Origin of the sequence: Actinoplanes sp. OR16 (assembly GCF_004001265.1) — a bacterium.
Taxonomy (GTDB): domain Bacteria; phylum Actinomycetota; class Actinomycetes; order Mycobacteriales; family Micromonosporaceae; genus Actinoplanes.
The window spans coordinates 291,077-311,622 of record NZ_AP019371.1 but is presented as its reverse complement, the minus strand read 5'-3'; the positions used below and the strand labels follow the sequence as shown (position 1 = coordinate 311,622).

Genomic DNA, 20,546 nt, shown 5'->3' with positions numbered 1-20,546 from the left:
AGCTCAGGAGGGCAGACGAGCATCCAGCAGCGGCGTCAGCATCGCGGCGTACGCCGTGCTGATGTGGCTGCTGTCCTTCCACACCAGCAGGTTGCCGACCACGGCCGGGCAGCTCACCGATGTGCAGAACCAGTCACGGGTGTCGACCACCGTGACGCCCCGGGCCCGGGCGGCGGCAGCGACCATCTCCCGGCGTCCGGGCTCCACGAACGCCTCCCGGGCCGGGCGGGCGCACTCGTTCACCGCCGTCGGGCGGGTCACCACGCACTCCGGGGCGGACCCGGCCGGCCACGGGGTGTCCAGCAGCAGCACGGGCTGGGCGCCGGCCCGCTCGATGGTGTCGAACGTCCTCGTCCAGGCCTGGACCCAGAGCCGGTCCCGGTCGGGGCCGCGGTCCAGCGGCTTGTTGTCCGGCGTGACCAGGCCACCGCTGTCGCCGCCGTTGGAGGAGAGCACCACGAACTTCGGGCGCTGCGCGGCGATCTCGGCGAAGACCCGGTCCCGCCACTCCACGCACTCGGAGTAGGGCCGCTTCAGCACGTCGTTGAAGACCAGTACCGAGGCGGCCTGGCAGGCGGCCTTGGTGCGGGAGAACAGCTTGAGGTCCCGCTCCTTCGCGATCGCGTCGACGGCCGGGAACCAGTGCGCGGCGTGCGAGTCGCCGAGCAGGAAGATCGAGTCGGTGGCGGTGGTGTCGCCGTACGCGCAGGGGTTGCCCGCCGCGACGAACGGATAGTCGATGTGGCAGCCGTCCCGGTAGATCACCGGCTGGTCGGCGGCCGCGGCCTCGGGGGCGGGCTTGAGGTTGGCCGGGAGCGTGAGCTGCCGGGACGCGTCGGCGAGCAGGGTGCGCAGCCGGGCTTCGGCGTCGGCGGCCTCGGCGAGCCGGCTGCTGGTGTCGGCCACCGCGTCGCCGGTCGCCACGGCGGGCGTGAACCGGCCGGCGCCCAGCGCGAGCCCGGCCGTCACCGCCGACAGTGCCAGGCCGACGGCGAGACCGCGGCGAGCGCGCGCCTTGATCCACTGACGGTTCCGGACCGGGTTCTCGATCAGGTGGTACGACGCGACGGCCACCACCAGGGACCCGGCCGCCAGCGCGAGACCGAGCCCGAGCGACGACTCCAGGCCGAGGGCCGCCGGCCCGATCATCAGGATCGGCCAGTGCCACAGGTACCAGCTGTACGAGTACCGCCCGATCAACTGGAACGGCCGGGTCCGCAGCACGACGGCCGCGCCACCCCTCGGCGCCGCGCAGCCGGCCGCGATGATCGCCGCGGAGCCGAGCACCGGCAGCAGGGCGGCCGAACCGGGGAACGCGGTGTGCTCGTCGTAGAGGAACGCCGAGCCGATCACGGCGGCCATGCCCAGCCAGGTCAGCGGGGCGGCGACCCGGCCGGGGAGGACCGCGAGGCGGGACGCGGCCACCGCGACGAGGGCGCCGATCGCCAGCTCCCAGGCGCGGGTGTGCGCTCCGAAGTAGGCCCAGGGGGCGGCCGACCTGGTCTGCGTCATGCTCGCCGCGAGCGAGGCCGCCGCGATCAGGATCAACGCGACGGTCAGAAAGCGGTGCTTCGGGCGTACCGGAGAAGGGGGTGGGGAAGACGAGGTGCGCTGGGTGGGGATGACGACAGCGGACCGGGGCCGCCGGGAACGGGCCCAGAAGAAGGCGTAGATCAGCATGAGCAGCGGCCAGACCAGGTAGAACTGCTCCTCGACGGCCAGTGACCAGAAATGCTGCAGCGGCGAGGGGGCGGCGTCGGCGTTCAGGTATTGCACGCCCTCGTCGGCCAGCCGCCAGTTGATGCCGTAGAAGGTGGCGAAGAGCGCGTCCAGGCTGATCGAGTGGAACCGCGTCGACGGCAGCCAGAACCACGCGCCGGCTAGCGTCGCGACCAGGACCAGCGCGGACGCCGGCAGCAGGCGGATCGCCCGGCGCGCGTAGAAGCGGGTGAGCGAGACCGTGCCGGTGCGGCCGAGTTCCTTCAGCAGCAGGGTGGTGATCAGGAAGCCGGAGATCACGAAGAAGACGTCGACGCCCACGTAGCCGCCGGCCAGGGTCGCGAGACCGGCGTGGGACAGGACCACGAGGGTGACGGCGATCGCGCGCATGCCCTCGATGTCGGGACGGAAACCGAGGTGAGGACCGGTCCTCGCCGATCGCCCCGCCGCCACGTCGGGCGCGCGTGCGGTATCGACCGGTTCCTGGATGACCGACATTGCCTGCCTTCGAAATAGCCCCGGGCTGAAGGGGCGATACTACCGATCAGCACGCAGCGTCAGCATCGTCCTGCCGTTACGATTCGGTGTTCTCGGTCTCCTGATCGGCCTCCGGCTCGTCCCCCTCCTGCGGGGCGGTGGTGGTGGTCGTCGCGGTGGGCTCCGGCTCGGTGGTGGCGGTCGCCGGCGGCTCGGTGGTCGTGGTCGGTTCCGGGTCCGGCTCCGGCGCCGACGATGCGGCGGCCGGGCTCGACGGGGCTGTGGCCCGCGGCGAGGACTCCTTCGAGGGCTCCCGCTTCTGATCGTTTCCGCTGTTCGTGGCGATCTTGGTGCTGTTCTTCTTCCCCTTGGCCGGACTGGGAGCGACCGACGGCTGCAGCTTGTCCGGGGTCGTGATCGCCGGGGGGCCGCCGAAGGGATCGGTCACCGCGATCAGGGTGCCCACGCCGAGGAGGGCCGCCAGCAGACCCGAGAGAAGGGCGAGATTGCGGCGCCGGGGACGGGGCGCCGGGGGTGGCGGTGGCGGCGGAGCAGGGAGATCCGTCACAGTCCGTGACAGAGCGGGGGCGAGCACCGCCGTCGCGGCGGCGGCGTCCCCCTCCACCGTGATCAGTGCGGCGGCGGCGTCGGCCATCGCCGCGGCCGAGGGGAAACGATCAGCCGGATCCTTCTCCAGTGCCCGGGTGACCAGGTCCCGCACCGGAGCCGGCACGGTGTCCGGCAGGGGCGGAGGCTCCTCGCTGACGTGCTGCAACGCGACGGCCAGCGGATTGTCGCCGACGAACGGCGGATGCCCGGCGAGGCAGTGATAGGCGACCACGCCCAGCGCGTAGATGTCGGCGGACGGCCCGGTGGTCTGCTTCGACACCTGCTCCGGAGCGATGTAGAGCGCGGTGCCGACCACCTCCCGGGCGCCGGTGAGCGTGACCGAGTTCGCCGAGCGGGCCACCCCGAAGTCCACCAGGACCACGGTCCCGTCCGGCTCGATGATCAGGTTGCCGGGTTTGACGTCACGGTGCACGATCCCGGCCTCGTGGGCGGCGGCGAGCGCCCGCGCGGCCTGCGTCACCACCGACATCGTCTCGGCGGGACCCAGCGGACCGCGTTCGGCGATGCGCTCGTTCAGCGGCCGGCCGTCGACGCGGGCCATCACCAGATAGGCGCCGTCGCCGGTGTCGCCGAAGTCGTAGACCGGCACGACGCCCGCGTGGCGCAGCGAGGCCATGGCACGCGCCTCGTGCTGGAACCGGCTACGGAAACCGGCGTCGTCGGCGTATCCGGCCAGCAGCGTCTTCACCGCGACCGGCCGTCCGAGGACCATGTCGGTGGCGCGCCAGACCTCTCCCATGCCACCCGCGGCCAGCCGATCGTCGAGCCGGTAGCGGGCACCGAGCAACTCTCCAGGCTGAGGCATGGGTTTCCCCTACCCACTTGCGCCCGTCGCTACCCGGAGCCCGCCGGCGGGCGATCAGGCGCCGGTGTAGAGAACGGCGTCGATCTCGATGTCGAAGCCGACCAGCGGGACCGGCAGGGTGGTCCGGACCGGCAGGTGCTCGCCCTTGATGTACTGCGGGTAGATCTCGTTGAGCTCCGGGAAGTCGGCGAAGTCGCGCAGGTAGACGCCGACCCGGACGGCGTCGTCGAGGCTGGCGCCGGCGGCCTCGGCCACCGCCGCGAGGTTGCGGAACGCCGCGTGCGCCTGCTCGGCGAAGGTGCCGGTGACCCGGGTGCCGTCGGGCAGGGCGGGGATGGCGCCGGCCAGGTAGATGGTGTCCCCGGCGACGACCGCGTGCGAGTACGGCCCGCCGGCGGGCGCCGCCTTGTCGGTGATCACAGAGCGCTTGGGCATGTCACTTACTCCTTCTAGGGAACTGTTCGGCCAGCCCGTCCACCCCGACCAGCGGGGTGGTGAGCAGGTCACGGATGGCTCGGGTGCGGTGGTCGAGCGCCGATCGCTGGGCGCCGGTGAGCGGGATCCACGGCGCGGGCGGGGCCGGGAGGCGGGGCGGGAGCAGCCGGCCGGCCACATAGGTGGCGCGATTGACGAGCCGGATCGGGGAGACCCGGGTCTGGCGGTGCGCGTCGACAACGGTGAACGGCTCCTTCCGTACGTCGAAGACCGCGATGTCGGCCGGAGCGCCCACCGCCAACCCGCAGGAGAGTCCCAGCGCCCGCGCCGGATGCGTGGTGACCGCCTCGACCACGCCGTCCAGCGGCACCCCCACGGCCAGCAGTTTCGCCATCGTGGTGGGCAGGTCGAAGACCGGGCCGTGCAGCGAGCGCGCGTGCAGATCGGTGGAGACGGTCGTCGGCAGCAGCCCCGCGTCCAGCTGGCGTTCGAGCACGTCGAACGCGAACCCGCCGGACCCGTGCCCGAGGTCGAGCAGCACACCACGCTCGGCGGCGGCTCGTACCGACGGCCCGAGCGGCGCCGCGATGCCGCTCGCGCAGTGCGTCATCAGGTCGCCGGGACGCAGCAGGTCGAGGACCTCGTCGAGCGACGGCGGGGCGGTGCCGATGTGGACCATGACGGGGACGCCGCACGCCTGTGCCGCCTCCAGCCCTCGGCGCAGCGGCTCGACCCCGTTGGCGCCGACCGTCTCGGCGTCGATCCGCACCTTGATGCCGTGGAACAGGTCCCGGTTCGCCTGAACGGCGTCGATCGCCAGCGCGACGTCGCAGTTGGCCAGATCCCGGCTCTCCCCGGTCCGGCCGGCCAGCCCGACGGCGGAGATGTTGAGCAGGGCGTGCACCCGCACCGCGGCGGTCTCCGCGACGCGGCGCAGGCCGGCCACCGTGTACGCGCCCGCGGAGCCGGCGTCCACCCACGTGGTGACGCCGGAACACCAGGCGATCGGATCCGGGTCGATGCCCCAGTATCCCGGGCCGACGTGCGTGTGCAGGTCTATCAGCCCCGGTGTCACCAGGCAGCCGCTGACGTCGGCGATCTCGCGGGCGTCCCGGGGGAGTCCCGGGCCGATCGCGGCGATCCGGCCGCCGGAGATCGCGATGTCGGCGTCACCGCCGCTGAGAAGCAGGTCCCACGTCACCCGAGAGCCTCCGAGATGGCCAGCCGGTAGAGCCGCGTCGGCCGGCCCTTCCGATGTTCCTGCGCGCTGCCGGTCTCGGTCACGAGCGCTGCCGACGTGAGTTTGCGGATCAGCCGGCGCCCGCTCGGGTCGGTGATCCCCAGCGACCGGGCCAGCTCGCTGGGGGAGAGCGGCCGGCCGTCCAGCGACCGTTCCAGCGCGGCGAGCCGGGAGAGGGTCGCCGGGCTGAGCCCCGCCCGCTCGGCGAGGTCTTCGAGGTCGCCGTGCTCCCGGTAGGTGTAGGCGAGCGGCGTCGCGGCGGCCCCCATCGGCCCGATCGTCACCCCGTCGCCGGTGAAGAGGTACGCCCCGGGTTCGGCGTCCTGTTCGGCGCGGGCGGCGGCGCGTTCGGCCAGGGTGACGCTGAGCCGTGCGGTGGGCCCGATGCCGAAGCCGGCGACCGCCTGGATGCCCAGCGCGTCTCGGGCCTCGGCGAGCACCGGCAGCCCGGTCCACTGCTGGGTGACGGTCTCGAAGAGCGAGGCGGGCGCCAGCACCAGGACGCCTCGTGCGCCCCGCTGGTCGATCCAGGCGTCGGCGAACTCGGGGGTGCCGAGCAGCAGGTGCTGCAGGCCGACGCGGGCCAGGTCGAGGTCGGGCCGGGGGGAGGCGAGGCGGAAGAGCGCCGCCGCGAAGCGCTGCCCGTCGGCCCGCTTGTTGCGGATCCGCAGCGCGAGCTCGTGCAGGTCGGCGCGGATGGTGCCGGGGGTGGCGAGGGCGTGCAGCACGGCGGTCTGCCCGTCGAGCGCGGCGGCGACGCCCATCCGGACGCTGATGACATAGGGGGCGCCGGTACGAGCCAGCTGCTCGCGGTGGAACGCCACCACGTCGGCGACCGGCTGATCCGGGTCGAAGGGGCAGGCGGTGATCGCCGAGCGGTCCAGGCCGAGCGCCTCGGCCACCTCGTCGATCGTCTCGCTCGCGAACGTGTCGATGCTGACCGGGGTGGCCGGCCAGCCGTTGCCCCGGGCCCGCGCCCAGGCCAGCGCCAGGTCGAGGGCGGCCGAGCGGGTGACCGAGAAGGGCATGTCGGCGGGGATCAGGTCGCGGGCCCGGGCGTACGGGACCAGGCCGAGGAGCAGCCCGTCGGGGCGGTGGTCGGCGAGCAGCCCGGCCACCCGGTCGCGGATCTCGTCCTCGTGCTCGTAGACCGCCCAGGCGACCTCGACGCCGCTCAGCGTGCTCGCCGCGTCGGCGAACCGTGCCCGGTGTCCGGCGTGGACCACCAGACCGATCACCATGCCCCCTTGGTTCCCAAGTAGTTCGTAAATAGCCGCTGAATCATCGCGCTCATGGAGTTAACAAGCAAGGTCTTGACGATTCGCAATGTTCACCAGCAGTCTGGGACGCGCCAATAAACGAACTATTAACGAACCTGGTTCGTCAGGAGTGCCGATGAAGATACGTCTCGCCGCCGTCGCGGCCGTCACCCTCGCGCTGACCGCCTGTGCGCCGTCCACCTCCGCCCCCGCCGAGACCGCGACCGACGGCGGCCCGAAGACCGGCGCCCTCAAGGTGTGGCTGTTCGACGAGCCCAACCGGGCGCCCAAGGAGGCGGTGGTCAACGAGGCGATCGCCGAGTTCACCGGGTCGCACCCGGACACCACCGTGGAGATCCAGTACATCCCGGTGGACACCCGCAGCGAGCGGTTCAAGGGCGCCTTCAACGACCCGTCGAGCGCGCCGGACGTGGTCGAGTACGGCAACACCGACCTGCCCGAGTACGCGGCGGCGGGTGGTCTCGCCGATCTGGGATCGTTGCCGCAGGAGGACCTGTCCGCCGACGCCAAGGCCAGCGCCACCTACGAGGGCACTCTGCTCGGCATCCCGTGGTACGTCGGCGTCCGTGCCCTCTACTACCGCACCGACGTCTTCGCCTCGCTCGGCCTCAAGCCGCCGGCGACCCTGGCGGAGCTGACCACGACGGCGCGTCAGATCCGGGCTCAGAAACCGGACATGTACGGCATCGCCGTCGGCGGCAAGTACACCTACGGCGCGATGCCCTTCGTCTGGGCCAACGGCGGCGAACTCACCGACATCGACTCGGACGCCGCGAAGGCCGGTCTCAAGCTCTACACCGACCTGATCAGCGAGGACAACTGCCCGCCGCAGAACTGCGCCGACCTGACCGGCGGCAAGACCGTCGACCTGTTCGCCAGTGGCAAGGCCGCGATGGGCATCCTCGGCAACTTCAACCGGGCCGCCGTCGACGCCGGCGTGGCGAAGGGCAAGTACGCCGTGGTCCCGCTCCCCGGCGTCGCCGCCGGATCGGTCGCGCCCGCCTTCGCCGGCGGCAACAACCTCGGCATCATGAAGAACGCCCAGCGCCCGGCCCTGGCCGCCGACTTCCTGACCCTGCTGGCCGGCAAGAAGTACCAGGCCAAGATGTACGACGCGATGGGCAACCTGCCGACGCTGAAGTCCGCGAGCGACGAGATCGCCGCCCAGGACACCTTCGTGAAGCCGTTCATCGACACCATCAGCGCCGGCACCAAGTTCGTCCCGCTGAACCCGGGCTGGGGCAAGATCGACGCCTCCGCGGTGCTGCCCACGATGATCGAGAAGGTCGCCACCGGCAAGGCGACAGTGGACGAGGCCACCGCCGAGGCCGCGAAGCAGATCGACGAGGCCCTCGCGAAGTGAAACGAGTCAAGACCCGGGCGCCACTCTGGCTGCTACTGCCGGCCGCGGTGGTGCTCGGGGGCCTGTTCCTCTATCCGATGTACCAGCTCGGCCTGCTGTCCGTGCTCGACTTCACCCAGGCGCAGGTCAGCGGCGGGCAGCCGACCCGGTTCGTCGGCGCGGACAACTACACCGAGCTCTTCGCCGACCCGCGGTTCTGGTCGGTGCTCGGCGCCACGGTGGTGTTCGCGGCCGGCTGTGTGATCGCCACGCTCGCGGTCGGCGCGGGACTGGCGGTCCTGCTCACCCGGATCAGCCGGCTGCCGCGGCTGCTGCTGTCGGTCGCCGCGATGGCCGCGTGGGCGGTGCCCGCCGTCTCCGGCTCGACCACCTGGATGTTCCTCTTCGACACCGACCTCGGCTTCGTCAACCAGCTGCTCGGTCTCGAGGGCTTCAACTGGATGTACGACAGGTACACCGCGTTCGCCCTGGTCGGCGCGGTGGTGGTGTGGGCGTCGTTCCCGTTCGTGATGGTGACGCTGTACGCCGGCATCGAGGCGATCCCGAAGTCGGTCCTGGAGGCGGCGTCGCTGGACGGCGCGAACGCCTGGCGCGCCTTCTGGCAGATCATGGTGCCGATCCTGCGTCCGGTACTCGCCATCGTGGTGATCCAGTCGATCATCTGGGACTTCAAGGTCTTCACCCAGATCTACGTGATGACCCGCGGCGGCGGCCTCGCCGGTCAGAACCTCACCCTCAACGTCTACGCCTACCAGCAGGCCTTCGCCTCCAGCGAGTACAGCCGCGGCGCCGCGATCGGCGTGGTGATGATGCTGATCCTGCTCGCCGTCACCGTCGTCTACCTCAGGACCCTGCGCCGATCGGGAGAACAGCTATGAGGGCCGGTCGTCGCCTGCTCGACGCGGTGGCGGTGCTGATCGCGCTGGTCACCGTCTTCCCGATCTACTGGATGGTGCTGTCGGCGGTGAAGCCGGCCGGCGAGATCCAGTCGCTCGACCAGCGCCCGTGGACGCTGCATCCCTCGCTCGACGCGTTCCACCGGGTGCTCGCCGTGAACGACTTCGGCCGGTATCTGCTGAACAGCGTCCTCGTCGCGCTCGTCGTGGTGGTCGTCTCCGGCCTGATCGCGTTCCTGGCGGCCGTCGCGCTGACCCGTTTCCACTTCCGGTTCCGCACGACGATCCTGGTGACGTTCCTGATCGCCCAGATGGTGCCGATCGAGGCGCTGACCATCCCGCTGTTCTTCCTGGTCCGCGACATCGGGACGGTCGCGCCGGGGATCGGGCTCAACACGCTCGGCTCGCTGATGCTGGTGCACACCGCGTTCACGCTGCCGTTCGCGATCTGGATGCTGCGCGGTTTCGTCCAGGCCATCCCGGACGAGCTCGACGAGGCCGCCCAACTCGACGGCGCCGGCCGCTTCACGGTGCTCTGGCGGATCCTGTTCCCGCTGGTGGCGCCGGGTCTCGCGGCCGTCAGCGTGTTCTCCTTCATCCACGCGTGGAACGACTTCCTGTTCGCGCGTACCTTCATCATCAGCGAGGCGGACAACCAGACGTTGCCGATGGCCCTGCTGGTCTTCTTCAAGCCCGACGAGAACGACTGGGGTGCCATCATGGCGGCGTCCACGCTGATGACAGTGCCCGTGCTGATCTTCTTCCTGATCGTGCGGCGCCGCCTCGTCGCAGGCCTGGGCGGGGCGGTGAAGGATTGATTCCACAACCATTCCTCGTACGCCGGGAGCACCGTGCGAGGACCATCGAGTCCGACGAGGTCCGCACCCACATCGACCCGGGGCTCGGCCGCGAGGCCTACGTGCTGGACCGCTCGGATTCCGGCGTGGATCTGACCGCCGGCTCGGAGGCGGGCCTCTTCTACGGGTTGCGGACCCTCGACCAGCTGCCGCCCGATGCGCACGTGCACATCGAGGACGCGCCACGGTTCGCCTGGCGGGGTGTCCTGCTCGATGTCGCACGGCACTTCATGCCCGTACCGGATCTCCTGCGTTTCCTCGATCTTCTCGCCTTCCACAAGCTCAACGTGCTGCACCTGCACCTCACCGACGACCAGGGCTGGCGGATCGAGGTGCCCGGCCGGCCGCGGCTCACGTCGGTCGGCGCGTGGCGCAGCGAGTCGATGCGCGGATCCCGGATCCACAACCTCTACGACGGCCGGCCGCACGGCGGCTTCTACACCACCGGCGAACTCCGCGAGATCGTGGCGTACGCGGCGGACCGGCACATCACCGTGGTCCCGGAGATCGACATGCCCGGGCACATGCAGGCGGCGATCGCGGCCTACCCCGAGCTCGGCAACGGCTTCACCGGCCCGGTCCGCACCGCCTGGGGCATCTCGACGCACGTGCTCAACCTGGAACCGGCCACCCTCGACTTCTGCCGGGAAGTGCTCGACCACGTCTGCGACATCTTCCCGTCCCCGCTCATCGGTATCGGCGGCGACGAATGCCCGGCCGACGAGTGGCCCGGCGGCCGGGAACTCCAGGTGGCGTTCACCGCGGCGATGGCCGCCCATCTCGCGAGCCGGGGCCGTCGCGTCTACGGCTGGGACGAGATCCTGGCCGGTGGCGCCCCTCCCGGCGCCGTGATCGCCGCGTGGCGGGGCGAGGAACCGGCCGCCGTCGCCATCCGGGCCGGTCATCAGGTCGTGGCCTGCCCCGACGTGAAGCTCTACCTGGACTACCGGCAGTCCGACGACCCCGGCGAGCCGACCCCGGTGGGCACGCTCCTGACCCTGGAAGACGTCTACGCCTACGAGCCGCCGTCGTCACCGCTGGTGCTCGGCTGCCAGGCGAACCTGTGGACCGAGCACATGGAGTCGCTGCGGCGGGTCGAGTACATGGCCTTCCCCCGGCTCTGCGCCTTCGCCGAAGTGGTGTGGAGCAGGACCGAACGCGACTTCGCCGACTTCTCCGCCCGGCTGCCCGCCCACCTGGCCCGCCTCGACGCGATGGGCGTCAACTACCGTCCGCTGACGGGCCCGCGCCCTTCCGACGGCCGGCCCGACGCGCCGGGCAATCCACGAACCCTCGCTTCCCGCCTGGCCGAACTACACGAGATGACAGCAGACCTGCGGTGACCCCCAAGCTCGCCGCCGCACTCGCCCCTCGACAATCGCGAATCCGCCGGTCGGTCGTGCCCCGGTCAACGATCTCGGATTCTCCCGTTGGCCGTGCCCCCTGTGTGATCTTGGATTCTCCGGTTGGCCGGGCCCCTTCAGCGACCTTGGATTCTCCGGTCGGCCGTGCCCCCTGTGCGATCTTGGATTCTCCGGTCGGTCGTGCCTCCTGTGCGATCTTGGATTCTCCGGTCGGTCGTGCCTCCTGTGCGATCTTGGAGTTTCCGGTCGGCTGTGCCCCTTCGGCGATCTTGGATCCTGCCGTTGGCCGCGTTCTCTCGGCGATCTTGGAATCTTCCGTTGCTGGTGCCCTCTCGGCGATCTTGGAGCGTTCACGGGAGCAGGGGGAGCAGGCGGTGCGCTACGCGCAGGGGGCGTCTGCCGGGTTTGCCGGAGCCGGTGGCGGTCCACAGTTCGGAGAGGACGGCCTGGGCGAAACCCCAGCCGATAATGCGTTCGGCCGGTATGGCGAGGCCGTCCGCCAGTTGCTCGATCCGGCTCGGCAGCAGGTCCAGGACGGTGTCGTCGTCGCTCTCCGGGTTCGGGTTGTAGAGCAGGGCGCCGATCTCGTACCCCGGATCGCCGATCACGCCGTGCGGGTCGATCGCGAGCCACGGCTCCCGGGCGGCGGTCAGGATGTTGCCGTGGTGGAGGTCGCCGTGCAGGACCACCCGTCCGGTGGCCGTGGCGCAGAGTTCGGCGAAGACTCGGGCTCCCCGCTCCACCAGGCTCCGGGGCAGCGGGTCGTCGCCGGGGAACCGCTTCAGGTGCTGCGCGAACGTCGCGAGCCGGTCGGACAGTTCCGGCAGCGGTACGCCGTCCGGGGCGGGCCGGTGGAGTCTCCGGACAACCCGGATCAGGGCGGCGGTCGCTGTCGGGTCGGAGGTCGGGGAGAGCTGGGCGGCCGGCGTACCAGGAAATGCCTCTTCCAGAAGCAACGCCCCGCGCTCGTCATCGCTCGCGAGGAGCCGGACGGCGCCCCGGCCGCCGAAGAACTCCAAGGTCGTGGCCTCGTCGGCGATGTGGCCCGCCTCCGGAACGCCCAGCTTGAGCACGGCGGGGGTGCCGTCCGCGCGCCGGACGCGGATCACGTAGTTGAGGCTCAGCGGGAGCGGGCCCGCCGGCGTCAGATCCCAGTCCCGCAGCAGATCCCGGACCCGCGCGGGAAGGGTCGCCAGCCAGCGGCGGCCGGTGTCACCGAAGCATTCGCCGACCGCGCTGGTGAAGGATGCGGGGAGCATGAGTCGCTTTTTCCTTGGAGGTTGCGTGATGATCGACTGGCGGAGCAAGGGGTTCTGGCTGCCCGAGGGGACGTTCTCGGGGAACCCCAGCATCTTCGACGGTGGCTTCACGTGGCCACTCATGGTGGTGCGGCGTGACGCGGTGGCGGCGAACATCGCGACGATGGCGGCGTACTGCCGCCGGCACGGCGTCGAATTCGCCCCGCACGCCAAGACGACGATGGCGCCCGGCCTCCTCGACGCGCAGATGCGGGCCGGCGCGTGGGGGATGACCGTCGCGACCCCCAATCAGGCCCTGGTGCTGCGGCGGCTCGGCATCGACCGGGTGCTGATCGCCAACCAGGTCCTTGATCCGACGGCGCTGGCCTGGCTCGCCCGCGAATCGGCGGCCGGCTGGGAGGTCTGCTTCCAGGTCGACTCGATCGCCGGGGTCGAAGCGGCGGCGGCCACCGGCGGTCCCCTCCGGGTGCTCGTGGAGCTGGGGCATCCGGGCGGGCGTACCGGTGTCCGTGATCTCGACGCCCTGGAGGCGGTGGCCCGGGCAGTCGCGGCGGCGCCGGGTCTGGAGTTGGCCGGCGTCACCGGGTACGAAGGGCAACTGCCCGACGTCGACGCCGTCGACGGCTTCCTGGACCTGCTGGTCGACGGCTTCCTGCGGCTCGGCGCGGCGGGACTGCTGCCGGAGCGACCATGGTTGTCCGCCGGTGGCAGTGCCTGGTTCGACCGGGTGATCGAGCGGTTCGCCAGGGTGGGTTCGCAGGCCCGGATCTTGGTGCGTAGTGGCGCTTCGGTCACCCATGACGACGGCTTCTACCGGACGCGGACCCCGTTCGTGCGGGTCCCCTCCGAAGGGCCGCTCGACGCCGCACTGGAGATCTGGGCGCAGGTTCTCTCCACTCCTGAGCCGGGTCTCGCGATCGTCGGCATGGGGAAGCGGGACGCGCCCTTCGACGAGGGTTTGCCGGTGCCGCTGTCGGTCTTCCCCGATCTGCCGGCCGAGGGCATCACCGTCACGAAGCTGAACGACCATCACACCTACCTGTCCGTCGCCGGTGCCGACCTGACACCCGGAACCCTGATCCGGTTCGGCATCTCGCATCCGTGCACGGCCTTCGACAAGTGGCGCGCCATTCCGGTCGTGGACGAGGAGCGCCGGGTGGTGGATGTCCTGGAGACGTATTTCTGAGGTTCGTTTCTGAGGTTCGGTTCTGAGGTTCGGGAGAACTCGTGGACGTGTTCAGCCAGGGCGACTACGACGTCAGGTTCGACTGGGGCCCGACCGGCGCCCTGGCGATCGCTGGGGGTGCGGCCTTCGTGGCGGTGATCGACGTCCTGTCCTTCACCACCGCCCTGACGGTCGCCGTCGATCACGGCGCGGCCGTCCTGCCGTACCGCTGGCGCGACGCCTCCGCCGCCGAGACCGCGGCCCGGCACCGAGCCGTCCTGGCGGTGGGCCGCTCGGTGGCCGGCCCGGGCGAGGTGAGCCTCTCCCCGGCGACGATCGCCGAGGCAGCCTCCCGCCGGCCCATCGAACGTCTGGTCCTCCCGTCCCCCAACGGTTCCACGATCGCCGCTTCCCTGGACGCGACCGGCGCCACCGTCGTAGGCGTCTCCCTCCGTAACGCCCCTGCCGCCGCAGCCTGGGTCCGATCCCGCGCTGCCGGCCGCCCGATAGCCGTGGTGGCAGCCGGCGAACGCTGGCCCGACACCTCTCTCAGGCCCGCCCCCGAAGATCTCTGGGGAGCGGGTGCCTTCCTCCATCACCTCTCGACTCCGTCCGTTCCGTCGGCGTTGCGTCGCTCTCCGGAAGCCGGCGTGGCGATAGCCGCCTATCGCGCAGTCGCCACCGACCTCCCAGCAGCCCTGGCGGCCACCGCCTCGGGCCGCGAACTGACAGCAGGCGGCTACCACGCTGACGTAGAGGTGGCCGCAGCCTTCGACGCCAGCACCTCAGTCCCGGTCCTCCAGGACGGCTGGTTCCGCCAAGCGGGCGTTTAATCGCAAGTCATCCATGCGGTGGGTCGCCTTGCCGAGGGATGGCCCACCGAGATCACGCCTGTTTACGGTAGTTCTGCGCCGTTAATGCATTTCCTCCTATGTGCCGCCGGAGTTCGCCATGCCCGTTTTCCGCGCAGCCGCTAGTCAGCCGTCGTTCAGTCAGTCCGCGCCGAGTCAGTCCGCGTCCAGTCAGTCCTCGCCCAGTCAGTCCTCGCCCATTCAGTCCTCACCCAGTCAGTCCTCGCCCATTCAGTCCGCGCCTAACCAGCCCTCGCCCATTCAGTCCGCGCCTAACCAGCCCTCGCCTAACCAGGCCGCGCCTGACCAGCCCTCCGCCCGTGCTCCCGGCCACCCGGTCATTCCCGCCCAGCGCCCGCCGACCCCTCACCCCTCTCCGCGGCCGCGCGACCTCCCAGCCGCCTATCCCTCAGCCCGCTCCCCGTATCCCAGCGAAACCACCCACCCCGCCACCACGCCAACCGATCCCCGCGCCGACGCCGCCTACTACGCCGACGCCTACTACGCCGACAACACCGGCTACGCCGCGCACAGCCCGAGCAATCCCGCGGGCCGAGACGTCTATCCAGCGGACGGAGCGGCTTATCCGCAGCGGCACACAGCAGGCCCAGGCGCGCCCGTGAACCGTGACCATGCGCAACCCCCGAACATGCCGCGCTCTTCAGGGCCAGCCCGCGACCAAGGCCGCCCGTTCCCGCCAAACCACGGCTGGTCACTACGAGAGCCGGATCGCCGCAATCTCGATTCCCCCATCCCGGAAGGCCCCACCGAACCGCTGAACGCGACGAGACCCCAACCGGAAGCCTCGCCCCCGCCCTTGCCCGCGTCCTCGCCCCAGCCCCCGCTCTCGCCCATGTCCTTGCCCACGTCCTCGTCCTCGTCCTCGCAGGAGGCGGAAGCTCAGCCCGAGCCACCACCGAAGGCGAAACGACGCCGCGGCGCAGCCCTGGCCGTGATGATCAGCGTGGTCGCCCTACTGGTATCCGCCGCGGCCGGCTACTTCTCCTGGCAGGCGTTCGGCCTGGCCGCCGCCCACTCCTCGATGTCAATGCCCGCAGCCGGCACCACCACCCCCGCGGAACGCCCGCCCGAACCCGAGGAGTACCCCGTCGCCTACGCGAAGGAGCCCCTCCGGGTGCAGGTCGGCTGCTCGGCTGTGATCTTCCTCGACCTGGACGAACCGCGAGCCGACGCGCAACAGCAGGTGGCCGACCTGCGTTACGACAGCCGGTGTGGCGACGAGCCACCCCGTCTGAGCCTCGGCGCCGGAGCGGCTGGTGGCAGCCAGCGGAGCAATGCCGACGTAGACGCGGCCGGCTGCCTGCGGGCGATCCGGACGAGCCCGCTCGGGCCCGGCTCGGACGTCGAGGTCAAGAAGGGGACGGCCCTGTGTGTGCAGACCGCGGACGTGCCGGCGGTCATCGCGCTTGTGGAGATCATCGACGTCGGCGGCACCGGCACCGCCGGCCTGCGAGCCACGTCGTGGAGAGTCCCTGACTAACCCGTGGCACGCAGCGCGGGGCGTGCCTGACAGAATGTCGGGTGCGCCCCGCGAACTCTGTAAGGAGACATTTCCGTGATCCGTACCCATGACGCCGGCACACTGCGCGCCAGTGACGCCGGCACGACGGTGACGCTCGCCGGGTGGGTTGCCCGCCGGCGTGACCACGGCGGTGTCATCTTCGTCGACCTTCGCGACGCCTCCGGCGTGGTCCAGGTCGTCTTCCGCGAAGAGGACGCGCACGCCCTGCGCAACGAGTTCTGCGTGAAGGTCATCGGCGAGGTCAACGCCCGCCCGGACGGCAACGAGAACCCGGAGCTGGCCACCGGCGCGATCGAGGTCGTCGCCAGCGAGCTGGTCGTCCTCTCCGAGGCGGCCCCGCTGCCGCTGCCGATCGATGACACCATCACGGCGGCCGACGACCTGCGTCTCAAGTACCGCTACCTCGACCTGCGCCGTTCCGGCCCGGCGAAGGCGCTGCGCCTGCGCAGCCGCGCCAACCAGATCGCGCGCGAGGTGCTGCACGCCCGCGACTTCAACGAGATCGAGACGCCGACCCTGACCCGGTCGACGCCCGAGGGCGCCCGCGACTTCCTGGTCCCGGTCCGGCTGCAGCCCGGCACCTGGTACGCCCTGCCGCAGTCGCCGCAGCTCTTCAAGCAGCTGCTGATGGTCGCCGGCATGGAGCGGTATTACCAGATCGCCCGTTGTTACCGGGACGAGGACTTCCGCGCCGACCGCCAGCCGGAGTTCACCCAGCTCGACATCGAGATGTCCTTCGTCACCCAGGACGACGTGATCGCCCTCGGTGAGGAGATCGTCTCGAAGCTCTGGAGTGAGCTCGCCGGTTACGAGATCCCGCTGCCGATCCCGCGGATCACCTGGACCGACGCGATGAACCGCTACGGTTCGGACAAGCCCGACCTGCGGTACGGCGTGGAACTGGTCGAGCTGACCGATTACCTCCGTGGCACCGAGTTCCGTGTCTTCGCCGGCGCGATCGACGCGGGCGGTTACGTCGGCGCGGTCGTGATGCCCGGCGGCGCCTCGCAGACCCGCAAGGAGCTGGACGGCTGGCAGGACTGGGCGAAGGCCCGTGGCGCCCGCGGTCTCGCCTACGTCGTCCTCGACGCGGAGACCGGCGAGCCGCGTGGCCCGGTCGCCAAGAACCTCTCCGCCGCGCACCTCGGTGGCCTCGCCGACACCGTCGGCGCCAAGCCGGGTGACGCCGTCTTCTTCGCGGCGTCCACCGACAAGCGTGAGGCGCAGGAGCTTCTCGGCGCGGCCCGCATCGAGATCGCGAAGCGCGCCAAGCTGATCGACGAGTCGGCCTGGGCGTTCTGCTGGGTCGTCGACGCTCCGATGTTCGAGAAGACGGACGACGGCGGGTGGACCGCGGTGCACCACCCCTTCACCTCGCCGAACGAGGAGTGGGAGCCCCGGTTCGAGGAGGCGCCCGACAAGGCGCTCGCCTATGCATACGACATCGTGTGCAACGGCAACGAGATCGGTGGCGGCTCGGTCCGTATCCACCGCGCCGACGTGCAGAGCCGCGTCTTCGAGCTGCTCGGCATCACGCCGGAGGAGGCCGCGGACAAGTTCGGCTTCCTGCTCGAAGCCTTCAAGTACGGCCCGCCGCCGCACGCCGGCATCGCCCTCGGCTGGGACCGCACCTGCATGCTGCTCTCCGGCAACGAGTCGATCCGCGAGGTCATCGCCTTCCCGAAGACCCGTGGCGGTTTCGACCCGCTGACCACCGCGCCGACGCCGATCACCACGCAGCAGCGCCTCGAGGCCGGCATCGACGCCAAGCCGAAGGCCGCCGCCGGCACGCCGGGCACCGACGGTCAGGCCGCACCGGTCCAGCACTCGAACTGATCTCCCGGCCGACCGGGACGCCGGACCAGCTCGCTGCCCGAGTTGGTCCGGCTTTTTCATGCCCGGAAGACCAAGATCAAGATCGGCCCCATTTCGTACGGGTGAAGTGCGGTCCCCTGGTGATCCGGCGAGACTGGCCGTATGGAGCCGACCATCGTCAACCGTGCCGAGCAGCTTTATCTCGGCCGCCGCGAATCGATCACGATGACCGAGTTCGCCCGCGTGGCGGATCATCTGCCCACCATGTTCGCCGATCTGGCGGACCGTGGCGTACCCGTCGCCGGGGCACCCTTCTTCCGTTACCGCGTGATCGACATGTCCGCTGAGATGCTGGTCGAGGCGGGCATCCCGCTCGCCGCGCCGGTCGAGGTGGACGGGCCCGGATTCGTCGGCACCCTGCCCGCCGGCCGCTATGCCACCCTCGTGCACGTGGGCCATCCCGACGAGCTGATGGCCGTCACCGCCCGGCTCCTCGGGTGGGCGCAGGATCAGGGCCTCGCGTGGGACATGAGGCCGACCCCCACCGGCGAGGAGTGGGCCTGCCGGTTGGAGATGCTCATGACCAACCCCGCCGAGCAGCCCGACATGCACAAGTGGGAAACGGTGCTGCTCTTCAAGCTCGCTGACTGACCACATCGGATCGACTCCGTCCGCCGGATGTCTCGGGCGTCCCACATTAGGCCGTGCACAGAAGTTGTGCAAAGGATTTGTGCACAGGTATTGTGCAGGCATGGCAGACGAGCTGAGTCAGGTCCACCTCACCGGCAGGCAGATCCGGGTGCTGGCCCATCCCCTGCGGATCCGCATGCTCGGCCGGCTCCGCGGCGAGGGGCCGATGACGGCCACTCAGCTGGCCGAGATGCTCAACACCAACACGGGCGCGACCAGCTATCACCTGCGGCAGCTCGCCGAGGCCGGCCTGGTGGAGGAGGAGACGCGCGCCGGCGGAGGCAAGCAGCGGTGGTGGCGTGCCGTGCACGAGATGTCGAGCTGGCAGCGCAGCAACTACACCGGAGACCCGGATGCCACGGCGGCCGCCGTCTGGCTGGAGACGTTCCAGGTCAACCGGTTCGTCGAGCTGGCCGAGGCCTGGCAGCACGGCGTGTCCGCGGAGCCGGAGGAGTGGCGTGACTCCGGCGGTGTCTCCGACTACCTGCTCCATCTCAACGCCGCCCAGGTGCGCGAGCTGATGGACGCGATCGAGGTGACGGTGGAGCGATTCGCCCGTGTCGAGCCGGGTCCGGGCGCCCGTCCCGTCAACCTCTATGCGGCAGCGCTGCCCAAACCGGACCCGGCGCGGGGGAGCACGTCATGACCGTCGAGCAGATTCGTCTCCGCTATCTCTTCCTGCTCGGGATCCGCTGGTTCCCGGTCGGGCTGACGATTCCCGTGCTGGTGCTGCTCCCGCTCGAGCGCGGGCTCAGCATCGCCCAGGTCGGGGCGGTGGCGGCGATCCAGGGGATCACGGTCCTGATTCTGGAGCTGCCGACCGGCGGCCTCTCCGACGCGATCGGCCGTCGTCCGGTGCTGCTCTTCGCCGGGGTGGTCAACGTCGCGTCGCTGGCCATCTGGACCTTCGCCGATTCGGTGGCGTTCTTCGCCGCGGCCTATCTACTACAAGGTGTCTACCGCGCACTGGACAGCGGCCCGCTGGAGGCCTGGTTCGTCGACCATGCTCTGGCCGCCGATCCGAAAGCCGACATCGAGGGCGGCCTGGCCCGCAGCGGCGTGGTGCTCGGGCTCGCGATCGCCGGAGCAGCGCTGATCAGCGGTGGTCTGGTGTGGCTGGGGCCGGTCGGCCCGATGAGCGCGCTGACCGTTCCGGTCTGTGTCGCTCTCGTGGTGAGCGCGATGGGCACGCTGGCCGTGGCGCTGCTGATGCACGAGGACCGCCCGGCGCGCGGGGTCGTCGCGTTCGCCGCCTCTGTCCGTGGAGTGCCGGCGGCGATCGGCGGGGCGCTGCGTCTGGTCCGCCGCTCGCGCGTGGTGCTGGCGCTGCTGGCGGTCGAGCTGTTCTGGAGCTTCGGGATGGTGACGTTCGAGAAGCTCATGGCGGTCCGCTTGAGCGAGGTGACCAGCCCCGATGCGGCCGGCGCGCTGCTCGGCCCGGTCAACTCGGTGGCCTGGGCGGCGTCGGCGGCCGGCGCGGCGCTCGTCCCGCTGCTTACACGACGGATCGGCGCTGCCTGGTCCGGCTTCACGCTGAAGGTCGTGCAGGGCCTCACGATCGTCGGGATGGGCCTGTTCGCGGGCCCGGCCGGGGTGATCGGCGCGTTCCTGTTCTGTTACGCGATGCACGGTGCGGCCAACCCGGTCCACGCCGGACTGTTGCACCGGCAGGCCGAGGGAGAGTTCCGGACTAGTCTGCTCTCGCTCAACTCGATGGTCGGCCAGCCCGGGTTCTCGCTCGGCGCGATCGTATTGACAGCGATCGCAGCCGGCGCGGGCACTCCGACGGCGATCGTCGTGGGCGGCGTGGTGCTGGCCGCGGCGGCGCCTCTCTACCTGATTAGATCGAAGGAGGTGTTTCGGGAGCACTCCCAGGCGGGTACCAGCAGGTCACTGGCTCTCTGATCCCCCGGAGGTACCTGATGCTCGCCATCGCTGCCGCCGTCGTCTTCGGCATCTGGCTGCTCGCTGATCTGCTGGATACGAACTTCGGCGCTCCCGACCTGTTCAACTTCCCCACCCTGGCATCGCTCGGTCTGCTGCTGCTCTCCCTCTACCTGGCCGGCATCGGCAGCGGCCCGCGCGCGGGCACCGGTACCAGCGGCCGCCGCTTCTACGGCCGCCGCCCGGGCCGAGGCTGACGCTCAAGCAGAAGCC

General features: G+C 70.7%; 18 protein-coding genes. 12 read left to right on the top strand and 6 right to left on the bottom strand.

Annotated elements, in window-relative coordinates; genetic code table 11:
- Positions 1-3: 3 nt before the first annotated feature.
- From EP757_RS01400 to EP757_RS01380, 5 genes are all read right to left on the bottom strand, one after another.
- Positions 4-2,217: an acyltransferase family protein gene (locus EP757_RS01400; RefSeq protein WP_127542396.1), complete on the bottom strand. Its 2,214-nt coding sequence runs from the start codon at positions 2,215-2,217 to the stop codon at positions 4-6.
- A 76-nt stretch (positions 2,218-2,293) separates the two neighbouring features.
- Positions 2,294-3,631 carry a serine/threonine-protein kinase gene (locus EP757_RS01395; protein ID WP_127542395.1) on the bottom strand — a complete coding sequence of 446 codons (1,338 nt, stop codon included), beginning with the start codon at positions 3,629-3,631 and terminating at the stop codon, positions 2,294-2,296.
- Positions 3,632-3,685: 54 nt separating this feature from the next.
- Positions 3,686-4,066 carry a RidA family protein gene (locus tag EP757_RS01390; RefSeq protein WP_127542394.1) on the bottom strand — a complete coding sequence of 127 codons (381 nt, stop codon included), beginning with the start codon at positions 4,064-4,066 and terminating at the stop codon, positions 3,686-3,688.
- A 1-nt stretch (position 4,067) separates the two neighbouring features.
- Entirely contained in the window at positions 4,068-5,267 is a 1,200-nt protein-coding gene (locus tag EP757_RS01385; protein ID WP_127542393.1) for an amidohydrolase family protein, read from the bottom strand.
- Positions 5,264-6,547: a helix-turn-helix domain-containing protein gene (locus EP757_RS01380; RefSeq protein ID WP_127542392.1), complete on the bottom strand. Its 1,284-nt coding sequence runs from the start codon at positions 6,545-6,547 to the stop codon at positions 5,264-5,266. Before EP757_RS01380 ends, EP757_RS01385 begins: the two co-directional genes overlap by 4 nt.
- Positions 6,548-6,701: 154 nt before the next feature.
- On the opposite strand from EP757_RS01380, the gene EP757_RS01375 reads away from it, so the two are divergent.
- The 4 genes from EP757_RS01375 to EP757_RS01360 are packed head-to-tail and all read left to right on the top strand — an operon-like array spanning position 6,702 to position 11,045.
- Positions 6,702-7,949 (top strand): extracellular solute-binding protein, encoded by a 1,248-nt coding sequence (locus EP757_RS01375; RefSeq protein ID WP_127542391.1) that lies wholly within the window; start codon positions 6,702-6,704, stop codon positions 7,947-7,949.
- On the top strand, positions 7,946-8,827 hold the full coding sequence (locus tag EP757_RS01370) for a carbohydrate ABC transporter permease (protein WP_127542390.1): 882 nt from the start codon (positions 7,946-7,948) through the stop codon (positions 8,825-8,827). The genes EP757_RS01375 and EP757_RS01370 overlap by 4 nt, the downstream gene beginning before the upstream one ends.
- Positions 8,824-9,663 carry a carbohydrate ABC transporter permease gene (locus EP757_RS01365; protein ID WP_127542389.1) on the top strand — a complete coding sequence of 280 codons (840 nt, stop codon included), beginning with the start codon at positions 8,824-8,826 and terminating at the stop codon, positions 9,661-9,663. Before EP757_RS01370 ends, EP757_RS01365 begins: the two co-directional genes overlap by 4 nt.
- On the top strand, positions 9,660-11,045 hold the full coding sequence (locus EP757_RS01360; protein ID WP_127542388.1) for a beta-N-acetylhexosaminidase: 1,386 nt from the start codon (positions 9,660-9,662) through the stop codon (positions 11,043-11,045). Before EP757_RS01365 ends, EP757_RS01360 begins: the two co-directional genes overlap by 4 nt.
- Positions 11,046-11,416: 371 nt before the next feature.
- Here the strand turns inward: EP757_RS01360 and EP757_RS01355 are convergent, their stop codons facing one another.
- Positions 11,417-12,325, bottom strand: coding sequence for an aminoglycoside phosphotransferase family protein (locus EP757_RS01355; RefSeq protein WP_160165749.1), 909 nt, complete (start codon positions 12,323-12,325; stop codon positions 11,417-11,419).
- A 28-nt stretch (positions 12,326-12,353) separates the two neighbouring features.
- On the opposite strand from EP757_RS01355, the gene EP757_RS01350 reads away from it, so the two are divergent.
- From EP757_RS01350 to EP757_RS01310, 8 genes are all read left to right on the top strand, one after another.
- On the top strand, positions 12,354-13,511 hold the full coding sequence (locus EP757_RS01350) for an alanine racemase (protein ID WP_232050307.1): 1,158 nt from the start codon (positions 12,354-12,356) through the stop codon (positions 13,509-13,511).
- A 47-nt stretch (positions 13,512-13,558) separates the two neighbouring features.
- Positions 13,559-14,323: a 2-phosphosulfolactate phosphatase gene (locus tag EP757_RS01345; RefSeq protein WP_127554030.1), complete on the top strand. Its 765-nt coding sequence runs from the start codon at positions 13,559-13,561 to the stop codon at positions 14,321-14,323.
- 871 nt (positions 14,324-15,194) lie between these two features.
- Positions 15,195-15,842 carry a hypothetical protein gene (locus EP757_RS01335; RefSeq protein ID WP_197725499.1) on the top strand — a complete coding sequence of 216 codons (648 nt, stop codon included), beginning with the start codon at positions 15,195-15,197 and terminating at the stop codon, positions 15,840-15,842.
- Between the two features lie 75 nt (positions 15,843-15,917).
- Positions 15,918-17,720 carry an aspartate--tRNA ligase gene (gene aspS / locus EP757_RS01330; RefSeq protein WP_127542385.1) on the top strand — a complete coding sequence of 601 codons (1,803 nt, stop codon included), beginning with the start codon at positions 15,918-15,920 and terminating at the stop codon, positions 17,718-17,720.
- Positions 17,721-17,861: 141 nt separating this feature from the next.
- Entirely contained in the window at positions 17,862-18,350 is a 489-nt protein-coding gene (locus EP757_RS01325; RefSeq protein ID WP_127542384.1) for a GyrI-like domain-containing protein, read from the top strand.
- Positions 18,351-18,450: 100 nt separating this feature from the next.
- Complete coding sequence (locus tag EP757_RS01320; protein WP_127542383.1) at positions 18,451-19,035, top strand: transcriptional regulator; 585 nt, start codon at positions 18,451-18,453, stop codon at positions 19,033-19,035.
- Positions 19,032-20,294: an MFS transporter gene (locus EP757_RS01315; protein WP_127542382.1), complete on the top strand. Its 1,263-nt coding sequence runs from the start codon at positions 19,032-19,034 to the stop codon at positions 20,292-20,294. The genes EP757_RS01320 and EP757_RS01315 overlap by 4 nt, the downstream gene beginning before the upstream one ends.
- A gap of 17 nt (positions 20,295-20,311) precedes the next feature.
- On the top strand, positions 20,312-20,530 hold the full coding sequence (locus EP757_RS01310; RefSeq protein ID WP_127542381.1) for a hypothetical protein: 219 nt from the start codon (positions 20,312-20,314) through the stop codon (positions 20,528-20,530).
- The last annotated feature ends 16 nt before the right edge of the window (positions 20,531-20,546 follow it).